Genomic DNA, 23,576 nt, shown 5'->3' with positions numbered 1-23,576 from the left:
CCCCAGCGGGGGCCCGGCCTCGCGGACGGCGCCGCAGCACACCCCCCCCCAGACGTGGCCCCCCCCGCTGGCCCCCCGGCCGCCCCCCGCGCCGGAGCGCGGCGACCGCCGTCGGTGCGTGCGAGCGAGCCGTCAGGCGTCGGACTCGGTCCGGTCGCCCGACCACTCGGTGTGGAACGTGCCCGCCTTGTCGACGCGGCGGTAGGTGTGCGCGCCGAAGAAGTCGCGCTGCGCCTGGATGAGCGCGGCGGGCAGGCGCTCGGCCCGGACGCCGTCGTAGTAGGCGAGGGACGACGAGAACGCGGGCGTCGGCACGCCGTTGAGGGCGGCCTGCGCGACGACGCGACGCCACGCGGCGAGGCCGTTGCCCACCGCGCCGGTGAAGTACTCGTCGGCGAGGAGCAGCGGGAGCTGCGCGTCGCGCTCGTACGCCTCGGTGATGCGGTTGAGGAACCGCGCGCGGATGATGCAGCCGCCGCGCCAGATGCGCGCCATGGCCCCGCGGTCGATGTCCCAGCCGAACTCGGCGGACGCCGCGGCGATCTGGTCGAAGCCCTGCGAGTACGCGACCACCTTCGACGCGTAGAGCGCGAGGCGCACGTCCTCGACGAACGCGTCGCGGTCCTGCACGTCCCACGCCGCGGCGTCGGCGGGCAGCGCGGCGCGACCGGCCTCGCGCTGCGGGACCGAGCCGGAGAGCGCGCGGGCGAACGTCGCCTCGGCGATGCCGGTGATCGGCACACCCAGGTCGAGGCCGTTCTGCACCGTCCAGCGGCCGGTGCCCTTCTGCTCGGCCTGGTCGAGCACGACGTCGACGAACGCCTTGCCGGTCTCCGCGTCCACGTGCTGGAGCACGTCGGCGGTGATCTCGATGAGGAACGACTCGAGGTCGCCCGTGTTCCACTCCTCGAAGATCTTCCCGATCTCCGCGGCGGACGCGCCGAGCCCCTGCTTGAGCAGGTCGTACGCCTCGGCGATGAGCTGCATGTCGGCGTACTCGATGCCGTTGTGCACCATCTTGACGAAGTGGCCGGCGCCGTCGGGCCCGACGTAGGTGCAGCACGGCACGCCGTCCACCTTCGCCGAGATGTCCTCGAGGATCGGGCCGAGGCTCTGGTACGACTCGCGCGTGCCGCCGGGCATGATCGACGGGCCGTTGAGCGCGCCCTCCTCGCCGCCCGAGACGCCGGTGCCCACGAAGTGCAGGCCCTGGGCCGCGAGCGCCTTCTCCCGACGGATCGTGTCGGGGAAGTGCGCGTTGCCGGCGTCGACGACGATGTCGCCCTCCTCCAGCAGCGGCACGAGCTCGTCGATGACGGCGTCGGTCGCCGCGCCGGCCTTCACCATGATGACGACCTTGCGCGGGCGCTCGAGCGACGCGACGAAGTCGGCCATCGACTCCGACGGGACGAAGTCGCCCTCGCTGCCGGCCTCGGCGATCAGGGACTCGGTCTTGGCGTACGAGCGGTTGTGCACCGCGACCGTGTAGCCGTGCCGGGCGAAGTTCCGGGCCAGGTTGCGACCCATGACGGCGAGTCCGGTCACACCGATCTGTGCGCGTGCTGACATCTGCTTCCCTGCTCCTCGAGGGTCGGTCCCGGCGCACGACGGCCGCGCGGGGAGGGCGCGGAACCGGACCGGGCCGGGCGGGAGCGCGGCCGGGTGCACCGGTGATGGATACCCGGCCAGCCTAGTCCTCGTGCGCCGCACCGCTCCCGAGCGGCCACGATCCGGTCACCGGAAGCGTTCTTGACGAAGTCGGGATCACGATTCGATGACACCCGCGCGGCGCGGGTCCGGTTCGTCCGGTCGGCTCGTAGTGTGCCGAGGGTGATCACTGCTCACGGGACCGACGCTCCCCCGGCGTTCCGTGCCGTCCTCGACGCCCTCGGCGCACGGCGGCTGAGACCCGAGGTGACGCTGCGCGAGGTCCCCGCCCCCCGCCGGATCGCGCCGTGGTCGGTCGCGCTCACGGGCGAGGTGGAGGCCGCGCGCTCCGAGGACCCCGACCTCGCGTCGGGGCGGTTCATCGTGCTCCACGACCCCGACGGCCAGGAGGCCTGGCAGGGCACCTTCCGCGTGGTGACGATGGTGCGCGCGACGCTCGAGCCGGAGATGGCGTCGGAGGAGATGCTCGCCGAGGTCGCGTGGACGTGGCTCGAGGACGCGCTCCACGACACGGGCGCCGCCGTGCGTGCGGAGGGCGGCACCGTGACGCGCGTCCTGTCGCAGAGCTTCGGCGCGCTCGCCGGGAAGCACAACGACGTGGAGCTGGAGATGCGCGCGTCGTGGACCCCGGTGCCCACGGGGGACGACGGCGCCGCGGACCTCGGTGACCATCTCGCGGCGTGGGCGCAGCTGCTGTGCACGGCCGCCGGGCTGCCGCCCCTGCCCGACGGCGTGACGCCGCTCGGTGCTCGACCTCCCGCCCGACGCAATACCGTGGGCCCATGAGCTCGACCGCAGCACCCGCACCCCCGCCGCTCGACCCGACCCCCGCGACCGGCACGCAGCAGACCGTCGTCACGCCGCTCACCGAGCCGTCCGACGGGCTCGGCCGGGTCGTCGACACGCCGGCGGCCTTCGCCCGCGTCGTCGACGCGTTCGCCGCCGCGAGCGGCCCGGTCGCCGCCGACGCGGAGCGCGCGTCGGGCTACCGCTACGGTCAGCGCACCTACCTCGTCCAGGTCCGCCGCGAGGGCGCGGGGACGGCGCTCGTCGACCCCGTCGCCGTGCCCGACCTCTCGCCGCTGCGCGAGGCGGTCGGCGACGCCGAGTGGGTGCTGCACGCCGCGTCGCAGGACCTGCCAGGGCTCGCCGAGCACGGCGTGGTCCCCGCGAGCGTGTTCGACACCGAGCTCGCGGCGCGCCTGCTCGGCATGGAGCGCGTCGGCCTCGCGGCCGTCGTGGCGGACGTGCTCGGCCTCGGTCTCGCCAAGGAGCACTCGGCGGTCGACTGGTCGACCCGGCCGCTGCCGGACGACTGGCTGCGGTACGCCGCGCTCGACGTCGAGGTGCTCGTCCCGCTGCGCCGCGCGCTCGGGGAGCGCCTCGACGAGGCGGGCAAGTCGGGCTGGGCGGCGGAGGAGTTCGAGGCGGTGCGCACCGCCGGGCCGCCCGCGCCGCGGCCGGAGCCGTGGCGCCGCACGTCCGGCACGCACACGCTGCGGGACCCGCGCCGTCTGGCCGTGGTCCGGAGCCTGTGGGAGGCGCGCGACGCGACCGCGCGCGCCCGGGACATCGCGCCGGGCCGGGTCCTGCCCGACCGCGCGATCGTCGCCGCGGCCGAGGCCCTGCCGCGCACGGCCGGCCAGCTCGTCGACCTGCCGCCGTTCGCGGGCAAGGGCACGCGCCGCCGCGCGGCCTACTGGCAGCGGGCGATCGACGCCGCGCTCGCGCTGCCCGCGAGCGCCCTCCCCACGACGCGCGGTCCACGCACCGACGCCCCGCCGCCGCCGCGCGCGTGGGCCGACCGCGACCCCGGCGCCGCGGCCCGCCTGGAGGCGGCGCGCGGCGTCGTGCAGGGCATCTCGGAGCAGCACGCGATCCCGGTGGAGAACGTGCTCCAGCCCGATGCTCTGCGGCGCCTGTGCTGGGCGCCCCCGGAGCCGCTGGACGCGGCGGGGATCGCGGCGTTCTTGCACGGGCGGGGCGCGCGCGACTGGCAGGTGGCGCTCGTCGCGCAGCCGCTCGCCGAGGCGTTTGACGGCATCGTCGGACGGTAGCGAGCGGGTAGGGTCGTCCGCGTGCACGACGCGAACCTGACGATCCGGACAGTCACCGACCGCGCCTCCTGGGACGCCCGGGTGAACGAGCTCGGCGGCCACCCCCTCCAGCTCTGGGGCTGGGGCGAGGTCAAGGCCACGGGGGCGTGGACCCCGCACCGCGTGGAGGCGGTGGACGCCGACGGCCGCGTCCGCGGCCTGGCGCAGGTGCTCGTGCGCTCGCTCCCGGCGCAGTTCAAGGCGCTGTGCCACGTGCCGCGCGGCCCGGTGATCGCGCCGGCCGAGCCGTCGGGCACGGGCACGTGGGGCGCCGGACCCGGCGTGGGTGACGACGCGACGCGCGACGCGGTGACGCAGGCGGTCGTCGCGTGGTGCAAGTCGGCCGTGGGCGGCGTGGGCATCACGATCGAGCCCGACTGGCCGGTGGGGACCCACCTCACGCTCCCCGACGCCCGGCCTGCGGCGAACCCGATCCTCTACCCCGTGACCCTGATCCTCGACCTGACCAAGTCCCAGGACGAGCTGACCAAGGCGATGGGCAAGACCACGCGGTACGACATCCGCAAGGCGGCCCGCACGGGACTCGAGGTGCGACGCGTGACGGACGAGGCCGAGGTACGCCAGGTCCTCGACGTCTACCACGAGACCGCCGAGCGAGCGGGCTTCGCGCTGCACGACGACGAGTACTACCTCGCGATCCACCGCGAGCTCGGCGAGCACTCGGTGCTCGTCGCCGCGTTCGCCGAGGGCGCGCCGGTGTCGTTCGTGTGGTGCGTGTCGTCGGCGACGACGTCGTTCGAGCTGTACGGCGGGATCAACGACGCGGGCCGCAAGCTGCGCGCGAACGCTCCCGTCAAGTGGCACGCCATCACGCTCGCCCAGGAGGCCGGGCTCGTGCGGTACGACATGAACGGGCTGCTCAACGACGGGATCAGCGAGTTCAAGCGCAGCTTCGCCCAGCACGACGACGAGCTGGTGCACAGCGTCGACGTGCCGTTCTCGATGTGGTACTCCGCCTGGAACAAGGGCCTGCCGACGGCGAAGAAGGTCGTGCGCAAGCTCCGCGGGAGCCGCTGACCGCCGCGCTCGGCTCGACCAGCACCTCCCAAGAGACCCGGTATCGCCTGATGCGATACCGGGTCTCTTCATGTCGTAGCATCGGTCTCGTGCTTTACCGATACTCGCGGTAGCGTGTATCGCACGTACGACCCCCGAGCGGTGCCGCTCCCGGACACCGCCGTCCCGACCATCTGCATCGGATGGAGATGCCATGACCGTGGCCAACGAGGCCCCCTCTCCCACCTCGGCACCCACCCAGGCGGCCAGCCAGCGCTCGCGCAGACGCCCCGTGCGCGACGTCGTCTTCGTCGAGGGCGTCCGCAGCCCGTTCGGCAAGGCGCGCCCCGACGGGATCTACGCCGAGACCCGCGCGGACGACCTCGCCGTGAAGACGGTCCGCGAGCTCCTGCGTCGCCGCCCCGAGCTGCCCGCCGAGCGCATCGACGAGCTCGCGCTCGCCGCGACGACGCAGACCGGCGACCAGGGACTCACCCTCGGCCGCAGCGTCGCCGTCCTTGCCGGGCTCCCCAAGTCGGTGCCCGGCTTCGCGATCGACCGCATGTGCGCGGGCGCGATGACCGCGGTCACGACCACCGCGGCGAACGTCGCCGTGGGCGCGCAGGACGTCGTGGTCGCGGGCGGCGTCGAGCACATGGGCCACCACCCCATGGGCGAGGGGTCGGACCCGAACCCGCGGTTCGTCGCCGAGCGCCTCGTCGACTCCTCCGCGCTCGTCATGGGCGCGACGGCCGAGAACCTGCACGACCGGTACCCGCACCTCACCAAGGAGCGTGCCGACGCGTACGCCGTCGCGAGCCAGGCCAAGTACGCCAAGGCCCTCGCCAACGGCGACATCTCCCCCGACCTCGTGCCGGTCGCGACCCGGTCGACCGAGCTCGGCTGGGGACTGGCCACGGCCGACGAGCTGCCCCGTCCCGGCACGACGGTCGACTCCATCCGCGACCTCAAGACCCCGTTCCGCCCCGGCGGCAAGGTCACCGCGGGCAACGCCTCGCCGCTCACCGACGGCGCGACGGCGTGCCTGCTCGCCGCGGGCGACGTCGCCGACGAGCTCGGGCTCCCGGCGCGCATGCGCCTCGTCGCGTACGCGTACGCGGGCGTCGACCCCGAGGTCATGGGCATCGGGCCGGTCCCCGCGACCGAGCGCGCGCTCGCGTCCGCGGGCCTCGCGATCGACGACATCGGCCTGTTCGAGATCAACGAGGCGTTCGCGGTCCAAGTGCTCGCGTTCCTCGACCACTTCGGCATCGCGGACGACGACGAGCGCGTCAACCAGTACGGCGGCGCCATCGCCATGGGCCACCCGCTCGCGTCGTCGGGCGTGCGCCTCATGACGCAGCTCGCGCGCCAGTTCGAGCAGCACCCCGAGGTGCGCTACGGCCTGACGACCATGTGCGTCGGCCTCGGCATGGGCGGCACCGTCATCTGGGAGAACCCGCACCACGCCGACTACTCCGGCCACACCTTCGAGACCGCGGAGAACTGACGATGAGCGCACCCACCGACACCCAGACCTCCGCCCCCGCCGAGCAGGGCGCCACGAAGGAGACCTCGCGCGGCGAGCGCGTGACACACTCGCTCGTGCGCGACGTCGCGCTCCCCGGCGGGACGGGCACGCTCGCCCTGCTCACGCTCGACAACGGGCTCGACCACACCAAGCCGACGACGCTCGGCCCCGAGGGCCTCGCCGAGCTGCACGCGGCTCTCGAGGCGCTGCGCCGCCGGGCCGCCGACAGCGAGATCGTCGCCGTCGCGATCACGGGCAAGCCGTACTTCCTCGCCGCGGGCGCGGACCTCACGCAGGCCGCGGCCGTCCAGGTGCGCGACGACGCGCTCGCCCTCGGGCGGGCCGGGCACGCCGCCTACACGCTGCTGCAGGACATGGGCGTGCCGACGTTCGCGTTCGTCAACGGCGTCGCGCTCGGCGGCGGCCTCGAGGTCGCGCTCAACTGCACCTACCGCACCGTCGCGTCCGACGCCGGCGCGCTCGCGCTGCCCGAGGTCGGCCTGGGCCTGGTCCCCGGCTGGGGCGGCGCCTACCTCGTGCCGCGCCTGCTCGGCGTCGAGAAGGCGATGGACGTCATCCTCGCCCGCCCCGCCGCGAACAAGCCGTTCAAGGCGAAGGAGGCGCACGAGATCGGGCTCGTCGACGCGCTCTTCGAGGCGCCCGACTTCCTCGAGTCCTCGCTGCGCTGGGCCGAGGCCGTGCTGCGCGGCGAGATCGTCGTCGAGCGGCGCGAGCTCGACCCGCAGCCCGTGTGGGACGCCGTCGTCGCCGGGACGCGCCAGCGCCTCGACGCCGTGGTCGCGGGCTCGCGCCCCGCGCCGTACCGCGCGCTCGACCTCGTCGCGGCCGCGCGCACCGCGTCGCGCGAGGAGGCGTTCGCCGCCGAGGACGAGGCCCTCGCGGACCTCATCATGAGCGACGAGATGCGCGCGAGCGTCTACGCGTTCCAGCTCGTCTCGAAGGGCAAGCGGCCCCAGGGCGCGCCCGACGCGAAGCTCGCGCGCCCGGTCACCCGCGTGGGGATCGTCGGCGCCGGGCTCATGGCCGCGCAGATCGCGCTGCTGTTCGCCCAGCGCCTCCAGGTGCCGGTCGTCATGCGCGACCTCGACCAGGAGCGCGTCGACAAGGGCCTCGGCTACGTGCGCGCGACGGTCGAGAAGCTCGTCGGCTCGGGCCGGATGTCCGCGGACACCGGCGCGCGGATCGTCGGTTCCGTGCACGGCACGACCGAGCTCGGCGACTTCGCGGGCTGCGACGTCGTCATCGAGGCGGTCACGGAGATCCTCGGGCTCAAGAAGAAGGTCTTCGCCGAGCTCGAGGGCGTCCTCTCGCCCGAGGCCGTGCTGCTGACCAACACGTCCGCGCTCTCGATCACCGAGATGGCGGCCGACCTGCAGCACCCCGAGCGCGTCGTCGGGATGCACTTCTTCAACCCGGTCGCCCAGATGCCGCTCGTGGAGATCATCCAGGCGGTGAAGACCGACGACGCCGCGCTCGCCACGGCGTTCGCCATGACGAAGAAGCTCCGCAAGACGGCGGTGCTCGTCGCCGACCACCCCGGGTTCGTCGTCAACCGCCTGCTCATCCTGCTCATGGGCAAGATCGTCGAGGCGGTCGAGAACGGCACGTCGGTCGAGGTCGCGGACCGCGCGGTCGCACCGCTCGGTCTGCCGATGCCGCCGTTCGCACTGTTCGACCTCGTGGGTCCCGCCGTCGGCCTGCACGTCCTCACGTCGCTGCGCGAGGACCTGGGCGACCGGTTCCCCGAGTCCCCCGGCCTCCAGCGCATCGTCGACGAGCAGATCCCCGTCGTCCTCGACGCGCCGAAGGGCCTTCCCAAGCCCGTCGACCCGGCGATCCAGCGGGTCTTCGGGACCGGCGAGGCGGGCGGCCCGGGAGCGCTGGACGAGGCCGGCGTCCTCGACTCCGTGCTCACCGCGCTCACGCAGGAGATCGGGCTCATGCTCGACGAGGGCGTGGTCGCGAGCCCGTCGCAGATCGACCTCTGCATGATCCTCGGCGCGGGGTGGGGCTTCCACCTGGGCGGCATCACGCCGTACCTCGACCGCACGGGCTACAGCGAGAAGGTCCTGGGCCGCCGGTTCCTGCCCGACGGCGTCGCGAACGTCCCCGCGGCGTCGCGCGCCTGACCCCACCGCGGACGGACACCGGGCCGCGAGCGCCCTCCCGTGGTCGTACGACGACCGCGCGGAGGTTCCGCTCGCGGCCCGATCCGTCTCCGCCACGCGCTCCGTAGCGTCGTGGGCATGACGAACCGGACCCCCGCCCAGCCCGCGACCGACCTTCCCCTGACCACGACCCCGCGCGGCACGACCGAGCGCCGGATGCTCGGCGCGCTCACGCTCGCCGCCGGCGCCGCGCTCCTGCTGTCCGCGTGCGGGAGCCTCGGCGAGGCGGTCGCCGAGAACCGCGCGGGCCACACCAAGACCTACGAGTTCGCGACCGGGAAGGCCGGCAAGGCTGATGCCGTGCTCCCCGACTGGGTCCCCGACTCCGCCACCGACGTGCGTGAGGTGGTCCGCACGACGGGTGACGAGCGGATCCTCACGATGACGGCCGACCTCGGCGCGCTGCCCGAGAGCTGCACCCCCGTCTCGGCGCGGCACCCCCTGGAGCCTCGGCCCGAGCGTGGCGAGCTGACCGCCACCGACTACCGCACGACGGCGACGCTCGAGGCGTCGTGGTGGGACGAGGGCACCGAGCAGTCGGCGACCGCGATGTGCGGGAAGTGGTGGGTCGGCTCGCGCGACGGCGCGCTGTTCGGGTTCACGCCCGAGCTGAAGGTCGTCGAGATCGAGGACCAGCCCGACCCCGCCTGAGTCAGTCTTCCCAGCCCATCCGCAGGACCTCGAACGCGACCGCGTGCGTGACACTCATGCGCTCGCCCGTGGGCGCGCTCATGGACGCGAGGAACGCGGCCGGGTCGAAGTCTGCCCAGCCGAGGCCGTCGAGGTAGGCGGCGTGCGCGCGCAGGGAGTCGACGCCCGCGTCGAAGGTCGCGCTGACGTCGACGCCGTGCGCGGCGTCGGGCGAGCCCGCGACCCAGACCTGGCGCACGCCGCCCCAGGGCTCGACACCGTCCGTCTCGACCTGCTCGCGGAAGACCCACCGGTTCCCCGCGTCGCGCACGGCGTCGACGACGGCTCGTCCTGTCGCGATGTGGTCCGCCTGGTTGAGCATCCCGCCCGGGAACGTCTCGCGGTAGTTCCCGGTGATCACGACGTCGGGCCGGTGGCGCCGGACCGCGCCCGCGATCGCCCGCCGCAGCGGCAGTCCGTACTCGAGGACGCCGTCGGCCAGCCCGAGGAACTCCACCTCGTCGACGCCCACGATCCGCGCGGACTCGATCTCCTCCGCCTCGCGCACGCGACGCGCCTCGTCGGGGTCCATGCCGTCGATACCGGCCTCGCCGCTCGTCACCATGCAGTACACGACCCGCTTGCCCTGGCCCGTCCACCGCGCGACTGCCGCGGCTGCGCCGAACTCCATGTCGTCGGGATGGGCGACGACGGCGAGCGCCGTGGACCAGTCCTCGGGCAGCGGGGTGAGCGGGGGAAGGGCGTCGGTCGCGGTCATGACGCCACGCTATGCCGTGGCGCACCGGCGGGCGCGCCGACCGGGTGCACGGCACCGCGTCAGCGCTCGACCGGTTCGTCCTCCGCGACGGCGTCGACGACGGGCGCGTCCTCGACGGACGTGACCGCCGGGTCGACGAACAACCGGGCGCGCTCGGCGTCGACCACCGCGCGCGCGAGCGACGCCTCGGACACGTCGACCGCGCCCGCGACCTCCTCGGCGAGCGCGCTGCGGCGCGCGTACGCGTCGAACAGCCGCGCCTTGGTGCCGAGCAGGCGCACGAGGTGCTCGTCGACGCTGTCGACCGTGAGCAGGCGGTGCACCTGGACGGTCTCGACCTGCCCCATGCGGTGGGCGCGAGCGACGGCCTGCGCCTCGGTCGTGGGCTTGGTCTGGGGCTCGCAGAGGATGACCACGGAGGCGGCCTGGAGGTTGAGGCCCACTCCCCCGACGTCGATCTGGCTGACGAGCACGCGCGGGGTCTCGGAAGCGGTGAAGTCGTCGACGATCGTCTGACGCGTGCGCACGGGCACCGACCCGGTCAAAGGCGGGAGCGCGAGGTCGCCCAGAGCGCGCACGACGACGTCGACCACGTCCCGGAAGTACGAGAACACCACCACCTTGCGCCCGTTCTCGGCCGCCTCGCTCGCGAGCTCGACGAGTCGGCGCAGCTTGGCCGAGTCCTCCGGGTGGTCGACCGCGAACGCCGCGCGCCGCATCGCCATGAACGACCCCGCCGCGACCGCCTCGCGGTACGCCGTGCCGTCGACCGCGCCGAGCCGCTCCCACTCGTCGACCTGCACGAGCTCGGGCAGCTCCTCGAGCACGTCCTCGGCGTTGCGTCGCAGGTAGGCGGGCGCGACGGCGTGCCGGAACGCGTCGGGCCCGGCGGCGCCGTGTGCGGCGTCGAGGCGTGCCGCGAGCTCGGGCTGGAGGTAGCCGAGCAGGGTGCGGAACTCGGCGACCCGGTTCTCCATCGGGGTCCCGGTGAGGAGCAGCACGTGCTGCGACCTGTCCGCGAGCGCCGCGACCGCCACCGACCGCTTCGCGAGCGGGTTCTTCACGTAGTGCGCCTCGTCCACGACGAGCACGGCGGGGCCGGCGGCCGCGGCGGTCGCGAACGCCTCGGTCCCGGCACGGCGCAGGCCCGCGAACGTCACGACGGCGACGCCGCCGGACGCACGCCACGCCTCGGCGGCCTCGTCGCGGTCCTCGCCGTGGACGGCGTGCACCGGGAGGTCCGCGTGCGCGCGCAGCTCGCGCGCCCAGTTCTCCAGGACGCTCGCGGGGCACACGACGAGCGCGTGCGTCGCGCCGCGCGCGAGGAGGTGCGCGACGACGGCGATCGCCTGGACGGTCTTGCCGAGGCCCATCTCGTCGCCCAGGACGACGCGCCGCTGCGCGAGCGCGAAGCGCGCCCCGAACGCCTGGTAGCCGCGCAGCGACACCCGCAGCAGCGACTCGTCGAGCGCCTGCGTCTGCACGCGGTCGACGAGCTCGGCCGGCAGGTGGCCCGCCGCGGCGGCGACGTCGCGTCCGGTGGGCGCGACGCCGTCGAGCAGCGCGTAGTACGCCGCGGACCGGCGCCGGAAGTCCGTCCAGACGTCGTACGGGCGCGCGGGCTCGGTGAGCAGCGCGGTGACCCGCCGGGCGTCCTCGTCCAGCCCCGTCACGCGCGCTCGCTCCACGATCCCGGCGAGCGTCGAGACCGCCGCGAAAGCCCGACGGCGCCGCTCGCCCCACGCGATCAGCCGTCGCGGCCCGCTCGCGGCGACGAGCGCGTCGTCGCGCACGCGCCCGTGCTCGGTGAGCGCGGCGCGCACCTGGTCGCCGTACCGCGTGACGGCGGCGTCGGCCTGGTCGAGCGTGTGCAGCGCCTGGACGAGTGCGGTCGCGACCGGATCCGTCGGGGTGAGGTCGATGCGGAAGCGCAGGCTCTCGCGCACCGCACGCGCGACCTGCTCGACCGCGGCGAGCAGGTGCGTCGCGGTCTGCGGGCCGATCTCGGGCAGCTTCTCGAGGCCGTCACGCCCGAGCCGCGCGACCTCCCCCACCGTGCGCACGCCCGCGTCCGCGAGCGCCCCGAGCCGCAGGCGTTCGCGCGTGACGTCGCGCAGCGATCCGACGCCCACGGTGTCGAGGCGCGCCAGGACCTTCTCCTCGCGGCTGTCACCGAACGCCGAGCGCACCAGCTCGCGCGCCGCGCCGGGAGAAGCCGCGAGCACCGCGAGCCGCGCGGCGAGGCCGTCCGCCTCCGTGACGACGCTCCGCGCGGTCGCGACGTCGGGCCGCGGGCTTGGAACGGTCATCCCCGCAGGACCACGCCGGCGTCGACGAGCATGCCGTGGCGCGGGAACGTGACGGACCCGCCGAGAACGGAGTCTGTCATCGGGGACGGGCCTCCGCGGCGTCGCGCGCAGCGAGCCAGCGCTCCATCCGGGCCTGGGCCGCGTCGAGGAACGCCGTCTTGTCGCGCGTGTAGTCGTCGTAGTCGTCGGCGTCCGCGTGGCGTGCGGCGAGGCTGCGCTTCGTCGCCTCGTACGCCGCAGCCTCGGCAGGTACGGCGCGCAGCCAGTCGCGGAACGCGACGACGTACGCGGCGAAGGGCGAGTCGAGGCGGCGGACGTGCAGGATCACGGGCGGCTCGCCGTCCACGCCGGGGCGAGTGAGCAGGCGCTTGCGGTACAGGTCCGGGTCCGGGTCCGCGCCCGGGCGGGGGATGTCGCGGTACACGCCCGGCGAGTCGGGACGCGCCCCGCGCGCGATCGAGAACCCGAGCGGCCGGAGCGCCGCCTCCACCGCGTCCTTCGAGGACAAGGGCTCGACGCGCACCTGGAGGTCGATGATCGGCTTCGCTGCGAGCCCGGGGACGGCCGTCGACCCGATGTGCTCCACGACGACCGGGTCCGTGCCGTCGCGGCTCGCGAGGTCGGCGAGCGCGCCGGCGACGCGCTCGGTCCACCGCCGGCCCATGTCGGTCCATCGAGGGTCGTGGGTGTCGACGGTCGCTGCTGGCACTCGTGCACCCTACGTCCCTGACCCGACCGGGTGCGCGGTGCTGTCGAGACGTGAGGATCGGCCCCGGAATCGTGCAGATCCGGGGCCGATCCTCACGTCTCGGCGACCGGGCGGTCGCTCGTCAGTACGTCGTCAGGCCGTGGGCGCGGAACTGGTCGCGCACGCGCTCGGTGAGCTCGGCCGACGGCGCCGGCGTGTCGTCGAGCTCGTAGGTGCGACCCAGCGCGTCCCACTTGTCGCGGCCCATCTGGTGGAAGGGCAGCACCTCCACGCGCGTCACCGTGCCGGGGCGGATCGCGTTGAGCGAGGCCGCGTACTCCGCGACCTTCTCGACGTTGTCCACGTCGTCGGTGAGGCCCGGGACGAAGACGAAGCGCACCCACACCTCGGGCGCGTGGCCGGTGAGGCCGCGCTCGGCGATCCGGCGCCCGAACCGCAGCGTCGGCTCGAGGTCGCGGCTCGTGACCTTCTTGTAGGTGTCGGGGTCGCCCGACTTCACGTCGAGCAGCACGAGGTCCGTGTCGTCGAGCATGGCGTCGGTCGCGTTGGCACCGAGGAAGCCGGACGTGTCGAGCGCGGTGTGCACGTCCATGGCCTTCGCGCCGCGCAGGATTCGTGCCGCGAACGCGGGCTGCATGAGCACCTCGCCGCCGGAGAGCGTGAGCCCCCCGTGGGTGGCCCGGAAGACGGGCAGGTAGCGCTTGACGCGCCCCAGGAGCTCGTCCGCCGTGACGGGCCGACCGTCCTTCATGGCGAACGTGTCGGGGTTGTGGCAGTACAGGCACCGCAGCGGGCACCCGTTGAGGAACACCGTGAGGCGCGTCCCCGGGCCGTCCACGGCGGTGACGAGCTCCCAGGAGTGGACCGAGCCGAGCTCGCCCGCGCGCATCGCCGCGAGCTTGTCGGCCCGGTCCACGTCCGCGACCGTCAGCCCGTCCAGGCCCGCGCCCGCCCGGCGGGCGTGGCCCACGGGCGTGCCCGACGCCGCGGGCTCGGCCCCGGCGGTCGGGGCGCCCGGGACGTCGAGACGCGTGGCATCGTCGGGCAGGGTGCCCCCGACGACGCCGCACCCGCGCGACGGGCGGACGGTGGGGCCGGGAAGGGTGACGGTCATGGGTGGCTCCTCAGGGCTCGTCAGGGCTCGTCAGAGCGCGCCGTGGAAGGTGCGCGAGAGCACGTCCAGCTGCTGCTCGCGCGTGAGGCGGACGAAGTTCACCGCGTACCCGGACACGCGGATCGTCAGCTGCGGGTAGTTCTCCGGGTGGTCCATGGCGTCCAGGAGCGTCTCGCGGTTCAGCACGTTGACGTTCATGTGGTAACCCTCGGACCCGATGTAGGCGTCCAGGAGGCCGGCGAGGTTGGTGACCTGCTCCTCCTTGGTGCGCCCGAGGCCGCTCGGCACGACCGTGTTGGTCAGCGAGATGCCGTCCTGCGCCTCGTCGTACGGCAGCTTGGCCACCGAGAGCGCCGAGGCGAGCATGCCGTGCGTGTCGCGCCCGTTCATCGGGTTGGCACCCGGGGCGAACGGCTCGCCGGCCCGGCGGCCGTCGGGCGTGTTGCCCGTCGCCTTGCCGTACACGACGTTCGACGTGATCGTCAGGACCGACTGCGTGGGCACCGCGTCACGGTACGTCGGGTGCGTGCGCACCTTCGCCATGAAGCGCTCGACGAGGTCGACGGCGATCGCGTCGGCCCGGTCGTCGTCGTTGCCGTACGTGGGGTACTCGCCCTCGGTGACGTAGTCGACGACGAGGCCACGCTCGTCGCGGACGACGGAGACCTTGGCGTGCTTGATCGCCGACAGCGAGTCCGCCGCGACGGACAGGCCCGCGATGCCGCACGCCATGGTCCGCAGCACGTCCTTGTCGTGCAGCGCCATCTCGATGCGCTCGTACGCGTACTTGTCGTGCGACCAGTGGATGCAGTTGAGCGCCTCGACGTAGGTCTCGGCGAGCCAGTCCATCGTCGCGTCGAACTTCGCCATGACGTCGTCGAAGTCGAGCACGTCGCCCTCGACCGGGGCCGCCACGGGCGAGACCTGCTTGCCCGAGATCTCGTCGCGCCCGCCGTTGATCGCGTAGAGCAGCGTCTTGGCGAGGTTCACGCGCGCGCCGAAGAACTGCATCTGCTTGCCGACCCGCATCGGGGACACGCAGCACGCGATCGCCGCGTCGTCGCCCCAGGCAGCCCGGATGAGCTCGTCCGACTCGTACTGGACGGCCGACGTGTCGATCGAGACCTGCGCGCAGTAGTCCTTGAACCCCTGCGGCAGCTCGGGGCTCCAGAAGACCGTCATGTTCGGCTCGGGGGCCGGGCCGAGGTTGTAGAGCGTCTGGAGGAAGCGGAACGAGTTCTTGGTGACGAGCGGGCGCCCGTCCTCGCCCATGCCGCCGATGGTCTCGGTGACCCACGTCGGGTCGCCGGAGAACAGCGCGTCGTACTCGGGCGTGCGCAGGAACCGCACGATGCGCAGCTTGATGACGAAGTCGTCGATGATCTCCTGGGCCTCGGACTCCGTGATGCGCCCGGCCTCGAGGTCGCGGTCGAGGAACACGTCGAGGAAGGTCGACGTGCGCCCGAGCGACATCGCGGCGCCGTTCTGCTCCTTCACCGCGGCGAGGTAGGCGAAGTAGAGCCACTGCACGGCCTCGCGGGCGGTGGTCGCCGGGCCCGAGATGTCGTAGCCGTACTCGGCCGCCATCTCCTTGAGCTCGCCGAGCGCGCGGATCTGCTCGGCGTGCTCCTCGCGCTCGCGCACGACCTTCTCGCTGAAGGGCTGCGTGTCGAGCCCGAGCTTGTCGAGCTTCTTCGCGGCGATCAGCGCGTCGACGCCGTAGAGCGCGACGCGGCGGTAGTCGCCGATGATCCGGCCGCGGCCGTAGGCGTCGGGCAGGCCGGTGATGATGTGCGAGCTGCGGGCCGCGCGCACGTTCGGCGGGTAGACGTCGAACACGCCCTGGTTGTGCGTCTTGCGGTACTCGGTGAAGACCTTCTTCAGGGTCTCGTCGACCTCGTAGCCGTAGGTCTGGAGCGCGCCCTCAACCATGCGCCAGCCGCCGTTCGGCATGATCGCGCGCTTGAGCGGGGCGTCGGTCTGGAGGCCCACGATCACCTCGTGCGCCTTGTCGATGTAGCCGGGGGCGTGCGCCGTGATCCCCGCGGGCGTGTGGGGGTCGACGTCGTAGATCCCCATCTCCCGCTCCTCGGGGAACATCGCGGACAGCGTGTCCCAGATCCCCGTCGTGCGCTCCGTGGGCCCGGCGAGGAACGACGCGTCGCCCGTGTACGGGCGGTAGTTGCGCTGGATGAAGTCGCGCACGTCGACCGTGTCGCGCCACGGGCCGTCGGTGAAGCCCTCCCACGCGGGGACGTGCGCGGTGTCGTGCTGCGGGTCGACGCTGCCCTCCACCGCACGGCCGCCGCTCGTCGTGCCGGGTGCCTCGGAAACGCTGGTCATCTGGACCTCCCTCGTGCCTGACGCGCGGGTCCGCGCGCCGGCCGGGCCCGCCGGTCTCGCGAGGCCCCGGGTGGAGGCCCTCGGTCGAGGTTCCGTCGGGCTCCTTCGCCACCTCCAGGCTAGGTTCACGACGCCCCGCGCGGAGGTGTTTCGGGGTGTCCGGGGACCTAGGTCCCGAGCCGGACGGGACCTCGCAGGAACCGCAGGATCTCGCGGTTTCCTCGCTGCTCGCACCCCGACGCGACCACCCCTTGTGATGACCTTCACAAGCCCTCGGGGCCGGCTGGCGACCACGGCAGCGCGCGCCCGTGACGCACGACACGGACGCACGTCACACGCCCGCCCGACGTGCTCACGGCTTCCGTGTGAGACTGCCCGGGTGAAGCGCACCGTAGGGGTCGAGGAAGAGTTCCTGCTCGTCGGCGACGACGGCCAACCGGTCGCCCGGGCCGCAGAGGCCCTGGAGGCGTCGGGCACCGACGAGAAGGGCGGCGGGACCGGCTCGCTCGAGTCGGAGTTCATGGAGGAGCAGCTCGAGACGGCCACGCACCCGCGGCGCGAGCTCGACGACCTCGCGACGGAGATCCGCGAGGGCCGTCGGCGTGCCCAGGACGCCGCGGACCGCGTCGGCGCCCGGGTCGCCGCGCTCTCCACCTCGCCGCTGCCCTTCGAGGGCACCACCGTCTCCCGCCTGCGCTACCTCGAGGCCCGCGCCGCGTTCGGGCTCACGGCGCGCGAGCAGCTCACGAGCGGGTGCCACGTCCACGTCGCCGTCGCGGACGACACCGAGGGCGTCGCCGTTCTCGACCGCATCGGGCCGTGGCTCTCCACGCTCCTCGCGCTGAGCACGAACTCGCCGTTCTGGCAGGGTCAGGACAGCGGGTACGCGAGCTTCCGGTCCCAGGTCTGGTCGCGCTGGCCGACGTCGGGGCCGACCCGGGCGTTCGGCTCTCCCGAGGCGTACCGGGCGGCGGTCGACGGGCTCGTCGCGACCGGCACGATCCTCGACGAGAACATGGTCTACTTCGACGCCCGGCTGTCCTCCCGCTACCCGACGGTCGAGATCCGCGTCGCCGACGTGTGCCTCGACCCCGACACCGCGACGCTCCTCGCAGCCCTCTGCCGCGGCCTCGTCGAGACGGCAGCACGCGAGGCGGCGGACGGCACCGCGCCCCCGGAGCTCCGCCCCGAGATCCTGCGGACCGCGTCGTGGCGCGCCGGGCGCTCGGGCCTCGAGGAGGACCTGGTCTCGCCGCTCACGTGGCGCCCCGCCCCGGCGCACGACGTCGTCGGGCTGCTCGTCGCGCACGTCCGCGACGCGCTCGTCGACGCGGGCGACCTCGACGCCGTGACGGAGCTCCTCGGACGCCTCTGGTCGGGCGGGAACGGTGCCCAGCGCCAGCGCGCATGGCACGCGGCGTCCGGCGGGGACCTGCGCGCCGTCGTCGAGCAGGCCGTCGAGGTCACGCACTCCTGATCCGCCGCGAGGCGGCCGGGTGCGGTGCGCGGCGTCCCGGCCGGGCTCGCGTCAGACGGTGACCGCGGCGCAGGCCGCGAGCACCTCGAGGGTCGTGGTCGCGACGACGTCGGGCGCGTCGCCGCCCGCCCAGGCCTGGCCGTGCGAGACCCACGCCGTGCGCACGCCGGCCGCACGACCCGCCGCGACGTCGAGGTGGGCGGCGTCGCCGACCATCCAGACACCGGCACGGTCGGCGTCCCGCGCCCCGACGCGGTCGAGCGCGATCTCCAGCAGGCGCGGGTCGGGCTTGGCGACGCCCTCCTCGTCGGAGACGACGATCGCGTCGACGTGCGGCTCGACCGCGCAGCGGGCGATCTTGCCGCGCTGCTGGTCGGACGTGCCGTTCGTGACGACGACGACCCGGTCGCCGCGGTCGCGCAGCGCGTCGAGGGCGTCGAGCACGCCGGCGTAGGCGCGCACGTGGTCGAGGATGCCGTGGCGGAAGCGGGTCACCACGACGTCCAGGTCCGCCTCGCCGCCCAGCCCGAGCCGGTCGACGATGACGCGGGCCACGTCGCGCTTGGGCGCGTGGCCACCCTGGTCGGCCGCGACGATCGCCGCGAGGTCGGAGGCGTCGCGCCCGGCGCGCGCGACGGCGTCGGCCGCCCAGGCGGCGAACGCTTCGTCGCGCCCGACGAGGGTGTTGTCGAGGTCCAGGAGCCAGATCACGCCCCGGACCCTAGCGCGCCGCCCACGCACCCCGTCGCGGTGTCCGCGCCTGAGCGCGGTGCTCCGGCGGTCGTCCGCGGACCGGGCGGGCGCGGATCCCGCGCTCAGTCGCGCGCGAGCGCAGCCAGCGCGTCCAGGACGTCGCGCGCGACGTCGGCCGACGTGAGACGGTACGCCGACGCCACCTGGTCGCGGGTCGCGTGGTCGAGGAACTGCGCGGGCAGCCCGAGCGCGTGCACGGGTGTGCGCACGCCGCCCTCGAGCGAGCGCTGCGCGAGGAGCGCGCCCACGCCGCCGTCGGCGACGCCGTCCTCGATGCTCACGACGAGGTCGTGCTCCCCCGCGAGCTTGACGAGCGCGCTCGGCATCGGCAGGACCCAGGTCGGGGACGCGACGGTGACGTCGACGCCGTGCGCCGTGAGCGACTCCGCTGCCTCGAGCGCGACGCGCGCCATCGATCCGGGGCCGACGAGCAGGACGCGGGTGCGGGGGGCCGAGCCCGCGGCGCCGGCCTCCGCGGAGCCGTCCGGCACCGCGAGCAGGTCCACGCCGTCCACCGTGTCGACGGCGGGCAGGGCCTCCGACAGCGCCCCCTTGGGGTAGCGCACGACCGTCGGCGCGTCGTCGACGTCCACGGCCTCGCGCAGCGCCGTCCGCAGCGTCTCCTCGTCGCGCGGCGCGGCGAGCCGCAGGCCGGGGACGATGCGGAGCATCGCCATGTCCCACATGCCGTTGTGGCTCGCGCCGTCGTCACCCGTGATGCCCGCGCGGTCGAGCACGAACGTCACCCCCGCCTTGTGCAGCGCGACGTCCATGAGCACCTGGTCGAAGGCGCGGTTGAGGAACGTCGCGTACACGGCGACCACGGGGTGCAGCCCCGCGAACGCCATGCCGGCCGCCGAGGTCGCCGCGTGCTGCTCGGCGATGCCGACGTCGAACGTGCGCTCCGGGAACGCCTGCGCGAAGGGCTTGAGCCCCACGGGCTCGAGCATCGCCGCCGTGATCGCGACGACGTCGGTCCGGCGGCGACCGATCTGGACGATCTCGTCCGCGAAGACGCTCGTCCAGCCGAAGCGCGACGGCGCGACCGGCAGGCCCGTCTCGGGATGGATCTTCCCCACGGCGTGGAAGCGGTCGGCGACGTCCTGCTCGGCGGGCGTGTAGCCACGGCCCTTCTCGGTGAGCGCGTGCACGATCACTGGCGCGCCGTACGCCTTGGCCCGGCGCAGCGCGTGCTCCATGGCCTCCACGTCGTGGCCGTCGACGGGCCCGACGTACTTGATGCCGAGGTCCTCGAACATGCCCTGCGGGGCGACGACGTCCTTGAGGCCCTTCTTCAGGCCGTGCAGCCACTCGTACGCGAACCGGCCGGGCGCCCCGGACCGGTTGAGGGTGCGCTTGCCCCACTGCAGGAAGCTCTCGTAGCCGTGCGTCGTGCGCAGCGTGGAGAGGTGGTGCGCGAGGCCGCCGATCGTGGGCGAGTACGAGCGCCCGTTGTCGTTGACGACGACCACGAGGCGCCGGTCCTGGCTCTCGGCGATGTTGTTGAGGGCTTCCCACGCCATGCCGCCGGTGAGGGCGCCGTCGCCGATGACCGCCACGACGTGGCGGTCGGTGAGGCCGCGCACGACGTTGGCCTTCGCGATGCCGTCGCCCCACGAGAGGGCCGTCGACGCGTGCGAGTTCTCGACGACGTCGTGCTCCGACTCGGCGCGCGACGGGTACCCGGAGAGCCCGTCCTTCTTGCGCAGCGCCGAGAAGTCCTGGCGCCCGGTCAGGAGCTTGTGCACGTAGGACTGGTGGCCCGTGTCGAACACGAATGTGTCCGTCGGGGACGAGAACACGCGGTGCATGGCGATCGTCAGCTCCACGACGCCGAGGTTCGGGCCGAGGTGCCCTCCGGTGCGCGAGACCGAGTCGACGAGGAACGCGCGGATCTCGGCGGCGAGCTCCCGCGCCTGCTCCGGGGTCAGCCGTTGCACGTCCTCGGGCGAGGTGATCGTGCCAAGCAGGCTCATGCAGATGCTCCGTTCCGTTCCCGTGCGACCAGCCCGACAACTCTAGGCCGTCCGGGCAGGTGACCTGCGCAGCGGTGCGCGGGGCGACGGGACCTTCACGTCATTGACGCACACTCCGGCGCCGGACGCACGGACCACCGTCGCGTGGAATGTCACTTCCGCTCTGCGGACATCGGAGGACCGCGACCTCGTAGGATGGGGGCATGCGCTTCCTGCCCGGCCAGTCCCCCGCGACCGACCTCACGTACGGCGACGTGTTCCTCGTCCCGTCGCGCTCCGAGGTCGCCTCGCGCTTCGACGTCGACCTCTCCTCCGCGGACGGGACGGGGACCACGATCCCGGTCGTCGTCGCGAACATGACCGCCGTCGCGGGCCGCCGCATGGCCGAGACGGTCTCGCGCCGCGGCGGCGTCGCGATCATCCCGCAGGACGTGCCGACCGACGTCGTCGCCGACGTGGTCGCCGACGTGAAGTCCAAGGACCCCGTCATCGAGACGCCCGTGGTCGTCGGCCCGCACGACACGGTCCACACGGCCCTCACCCTCATCGGCAAGCGATCGCACGGCGCCGCGGTGGTCGTGGACGACGGGCGCCCGGTCGGCGTGGTCACGGAGGCCGACTGCGCCGACGTCGACCGCTTCACCCAGGTCCACCAGGTCATGACCACCGACCCCCTGGTCCTCGACGCATCCGTCCTCGACGGCGGCCGCGCCGGGCTCGAGGCGGCCTACGACCAGCTCCACACCGCGCGCCTCAAGGTCGCGCCCGTGACGCGCGACGGCGCGCTCGTCGGCGTCCTCACGCGCAAGGGCGCGCTGCGCTCGTCCGTCTACGCGCCCGCGCTCGACGCCGCCGGACGCCTGCGCGTCGGCGCCGCGGTCGGGATCAACGGCGACGTCGCCGCCAAGGCCAAGGAACTCCTCGCGGCGGGCGTGGACGTGCTCGTCGTCGACACGGCGCACGGGCACCAGGCCAAGATGCTCCAGGCGCTCGACGCCGTCCGCTCCGTGGGCCCCGACGTCCCGGTCGTCGCGGGCAACGTCGTCACGGCGGACGGCGTGCGCGACCTCGTCGCGGCGGGCGCCGACATCGTCAAGGTGGGCGTCGGCCCGGGCGCGATGTGCACGACGCGCATGATGACCGCCGTCGGGCGCCCGCAGTTCTCCGCCGTCCTCGAGTGCGCCGCCGCGGCGCGCGAGCTCGGCAAGCACGTGTGGGCCGACGGCGGCGTGCGCCACCCGCGCGACGTCGCCCTCGCGCTCGCCGCGGGCGCCTCCCAGGTGATGATCGGCTCGTGGTTCGCGGGCACGTACGAGTCGCCCGGCGACCTGCACGACGACGGCACCGGCCGGCTCTACAAGGAGAGCTTCGGCATGGCGTCGGCGCGCGCCGTGGCGGCGCGCACCGCGGGGGGCTCGCCGTTCGACCGCGCGCGCAAGGCCCTCTACGAGGAGGGCATCAGCTCGGGGCGCATGTTCCTCGACCCGCAGCGCCCGGGCGTCGAGGACCTCCTCGACCAGATCACGTCGGGGCTGCGCAGCTCCGCGACCTACGCCGGGGCGTCCAGCCTCGCGGAGTTCGCCGACCGCGCGGTCGTGGGCATCCAGTCCGCCGCGGGCTACGAGGAGGGCCGCCCGCTCCCGGTGAGCTGGTGACGGCCGGCCCGGCGGCCTCGCGCCCGCTCGCGCGCGAGCAGCTCGTCGCGCTCGCCCGCGACGGCGGCGCCTGGCCCGAGCCGTGGCGCCACGCCGTCGGTGCGCTGCGGGACGACGCCCGCCGCGCCGCCGTCCTCCTGCTGTTCGGAGCGCTCGACCACGTCCCGGCGGAGCACGCGACGGCCTCGGTGCCGCGCGACCTCGACGTGCTCCTCCTCGCGCGTGCCGCGACGCTCGGTCACCACCCCGGGCAGGTCGCCTTTCCCGGAGGGCGGCTCGAGCCCGAGGACGGCGGCCCGGTCGGCGCCGCGCTGCGCGAGGCCGAGGAGGAGACGGGGCTCGAGCCCGACGGGGTCGACGTGCTCGGCACGCTCGGCGAGCTCCCCGTGCCGGTGAGCAACCACCTCGTGACCCCGGTCCTCGCGTGGTGGGCGCGCCCCACACTCGTCCGCGCGGTCGACGCGGCCGAGTCCGCGCACGTGTTCCGCGTCCCCGTCGCCGACCTCCTCGACCCCGAGCGTCGTCGCACGGTCACGGTCCGGCGCGACCGCCGCGTGCACAAGAGCCCCGGCTTCCTCGTCGAGGCGGACGGGCGCGAGCACCTCGTGTGGGGGTTCACGGGCGGCATTCTCGACGCGCTCTTCGACCGGCTCGGCTGGACCGAGCCCTGGGACCGGACCCGCACGCTCGACGCCCCCCTCTGACCCGACGGCGCGGTCGCGTCAGTAGGGCTCCTGCGCCGACGGACCGGAGAGCCGGCGGCCGAACTCGGGGTCGTCCGTGAGGGTCGCGTAGGAGCAGCGCACGACCTCCTCCAGGACGCCGAGGTCGACGGCGTCGAGGTCGTTCACGTAGAGGCAGCCCTTGCCGACGGTGTGCGGACCGAGGTGCCCCAGGACCTCGGTATGGGCGTCGACGCCGTCCATGAGGTACACGGTCGTCGCGGCCTTGCGCGGCGAGAAGCCCGCCGCCGCCATGTCGCCCTCGCGGCCGCTCGCATAGCGGTAGTGGTACGTGCCGAACCCGACGATCGACGAGCCCCACATCCGCGGCGGTTCCCCCGTGACCCGGGAGAAAAGCTCGACGAGACGGTGCGCGTCGCGGCGCCGGACGGGATGCTCCACCGCCGCGAGGAACGCCTCGACGTCCGCGTTGGTGGGCTGGGTCGTGTTCTCGCTCGCCATGCCCCAGTCTCTCGCAGCGCCGAGGGCCGACGCACGGCGGGGGGGGGGGCGGCGCGGCGGGGCGGGGCGCGGGGGCCGCCGCCGCGAAGTCGCCCTCGCGCCCGCAGGCATTGGGTGAGTGGTAGGTGGCGTGGCCGTCGTTGTAGG

The 23,576-nt window shown here is 74.0% G+C and carries 18 protein-coding genes; 9 read left to right on the top strand and 9 right to left on the bottom strand.

What is annotated here, in order from left to right:
• Positions 1-132 precede the first annotated feature (132 nt).
• Positions 133-1,569 carry an NADP-dependent phosphogluconate dehydrogenase gene (gene gndA, locus ACFWH7_RS12570; protein ID WP_047233839.1) on the bottom strand — a complete coding sequence of 479 codons (1,437 nt, stop codon included), beginning with the start codon at positions 1,567-1,569 and terminating at the stop codon, positions 133-135.
• 261 nt (positions 1,570-1,830) lie between these two features.
• On the opposite strand from gndA, the gene ACFWH7_RS12565 reads away from it, so the two are divergent.
• The 6 genes from ACFWH7_RS12565 to ACFWH7_RS12540 all read left to right on the top strand — a co-directional run bounded on the left by ACFWH7_RS12565 (position 1,831) and on the right by ACFWH7_RS12540 (position 9,152).
• Entirely contained in the window at positions 1,831-2,454 is a 624-nt protein-coding gene (locus tag ACFWH7_RS12565) for a DUF3000 domain-containing protein (RefSeq protein WP_378216839.1), read from the top strand.
• Positions 2,451-3,725, top strand: coding sequence for an HRDC domain-containing protein (locus ACFWH7_RS12560; protein WP_378216838.1), 1,275 nt, complete (start codon positions 2,451-2,453; stop codon positions 3,723-3,725). The genes ACFWH7_RS12565 and ACFWH7_RS12560 overlap by 4 nt, the downstream gene beginning before the upstream one ends.
• Positions 3,726-3,746: 21 nt before the next feature.
• A complete protein-coding gene (locus tag ACFWH7_RS12555) occupies positions 3,747-4,802 on the top strand; it encodes a lipid II:glycine glycyltransferase FemX (protein ID WP_378216837.1) in 1,056 nt (351 codons plus the stop codon).
• A 193-nt stretch (positions 4,803-4,995) separates the two neighbouring features.
• Positions 4,996-6,291: a thiolase family protein gene (locus ACFWH7_RS12550; protein ID WP_378216836.1), complete on the top strand. Its 1,296-nt coding sequence runs from the start codon at positions 4,996-4,998 to the stop codon at positions 6,289-6,291.
• 2 nt (positions 6,292-6,293) lie between these two features.
• Positions 6,294-8,462, top strand: a complete 2,169-nt coding sequence (locus ACFWH7_RS12545) for a 3-hydroxyacyl-CoA dehydrogenase NAD-binding domain-containing protein (RefSeq protein WP_378216835.1) — start codon at positions 6,294-6,296, stop codon at positions 8,460-8,462.
• A gap of 117 nt (positions 8,463-8,579) precedes the next feature.
• Positions 8,580-9,152 carry a hypothetical protein gene (locus ACFWH7_RS12540; RefSeq protein WP_378216834.1) on the top strand — a complete coding sequence of 191 codons (573 nt, stop codon included), beginning with the start codon at positions 8,580-8,582 and terminating at the stop codon, positions 9,150-9,152.
• Position 9,153: 1 nt separating this feature from the next.
• Here the strand turns inward: ACFWH7_RS12540 and ACFWH7_RS12535 are convergent, their stop codons facing one another.
• The 5 genes from ACFWH7_RS12535 to pflB form a co-directional block, all read right to left on the bottom strand.
• A complete protein-coding gene (locus tag ACFWH7_RS12535; protein ID WP_378216833.1) occupies positions 9,154-9,909 on the bottom strand; it encodes a PIG-L deacetylase family protein in 756 nt (251 codons plus the stop codon).
• Positions 9,910-9,968: 59 nt separating this feature from the next.
• Positions 9,969-12,218, bottom strand: a complete 2,250-nt coding sequence (locus tag ACFWH7_RS12530; protein WP_378216832.1) for a DEAD/DEAH box helicase — start codon at positions 12,216-12,218, stop codon at positions 9,969-9,971.
• 76 nt (positions 12,219-12,294) lie between these two features.
• A complete protein-coding gene (locus ACFWH7_RS12525; protein ID WP_378216831.1) occupies positions 12,295-12,927 on the bottom strand; it encodes a GrpB family protein in 633 nt (210 codons plus the stop codon).
• A gap of 121 nt (positions 12,928-13,048) precedes the next feature.
• Positions 13,049-14,041, bottom strand: a complete 993-nt coding sequence (gene pflA / locus ACFWH7_RS12520) for a pyruvate formate-lyase-activating protein (protein WP_378216830.1) — start codon at positions 14,039-14,041, stop codon at positions 13,049-13,051.
• 30 nt (positions 14,042-14,071) lie between these two features.
• Entirely contained in the window at positions 14,072-16,384 is a 2,313-nt protein-coding gene (pflB, locus tag ACFWH7_RS12515) for a formate C-acetyltransferase (RefSeq protein WP_087471914.1), read from the bottom strand.
• Between the two features lie 379 nt (positions 16,385-16,763).
• Here pflB and ACFWH7_RS12510 point away from each other — a divergent pair, with 379 nt between their 5' ends.
• On the top strand, positions 16,764-17,861 hold the full coding sequence (locus ACFWH7_RS12510) for a carboxylate-amine ligase (protein ID WP_378216828.1): 1,098 nt from the start codon (positions 16,764-16,766) through the stop codon (positions 17,859-17,861).
• Positions 17,862-17,912: 51 nt separating this feature from the next.
• Here the strand turns inward: ACFWH7_RS12510 and ACFWH7_RS12505 are convergent, their stop codons facing one another.
• Positions 17,913-18,572 (bottom strand): HAD family hydrolase, encoded by a 660-nt coding sequence (locus ACFWH7_RS12505; RefSeq protein WP_378216827.1) that lies wholly within the window; start codon positions 18,570-18,572, stop codon positions 17,913-17,915.
• 104 nt (positions 18,573-18,676) lie between these two features.
• On the bottom strand, positions 18,677-20,590 hold the full coding sequence (gene dxs / locus ACFWH7_RS12500) for a 1-deoxy-D-xylulose-5-phosphate synthase (protein ID WP_378216826.1): 1,914 nt from the start codon (positions 20,588-20,590) through the stop codon (positions 18,677-18,679).
• A gap of 203 nt (positions 20,591-20,793) precedes the next feature.
• Between dxs and ACFWH7_RS12495 the strand changes: the two genes are divergently transcribed.
• Together ACFWH7_RS12495 and ACFWH7_RS12490 are read left to right on the top strand one after the other, a co-directional pair.
• Entirely contained in the window at positions 20,794-22,245 is a 1,452-nt protein-coding gene (locus tag ACFWH7_RS12495) for a GuaB1 family IMP dehydrogenase-related protein (protein WP_378216825.1), read from the top strand.
• The gene (locus ACFWH7_RS12490) at positions 22,242-22,949 is read left to right on the top strand and encodes an NUDIX hydrolase (protein WP_378216824.1); all 708 of its coding nucleotides are present in this window, start codon (positions 22,242-22,244) and stop codon (positions 22,947-22,949) included. The genes ACFWH7_RS12495 and ACFWH7_RS12490 overlap by 4 nt, the downstream gene beginning before the upstream one ends.
• An 18-nt stretch (positions 22,950-22,967) precedes the next feature.
• Here ACFWH7_RS12490 and ACFWH7_RS12485 read toward each other — a convergent pair whose 3' ends face one another.
• Entirely contained in the window at positions 22,968-23,429 is a 462-nt protein-coding gene (locus tag ACFWH7_RS12485; protein ID WP_378216823.1) for a DUF1801 domain-containing protein, read from the bottom strand.
• Positions 23,430-23,576: the final 147 nt, after the last annotated feature.

Source organism: Cellulosimicrobium cellulans (assembly GCF_042723955.1).
Classification (GTDB): Bacteria; Actinomycetota; Actinomycetes; order Actinomycetales; family Cellulomonadaceae; genus Cellulosimicrobium; species Cellulosimicrobium cellulans_H.
Note: the sequence above shows the minus strand (reverse complement) of the source record. Positions and strands in the feature narration are given on the sequence as shown.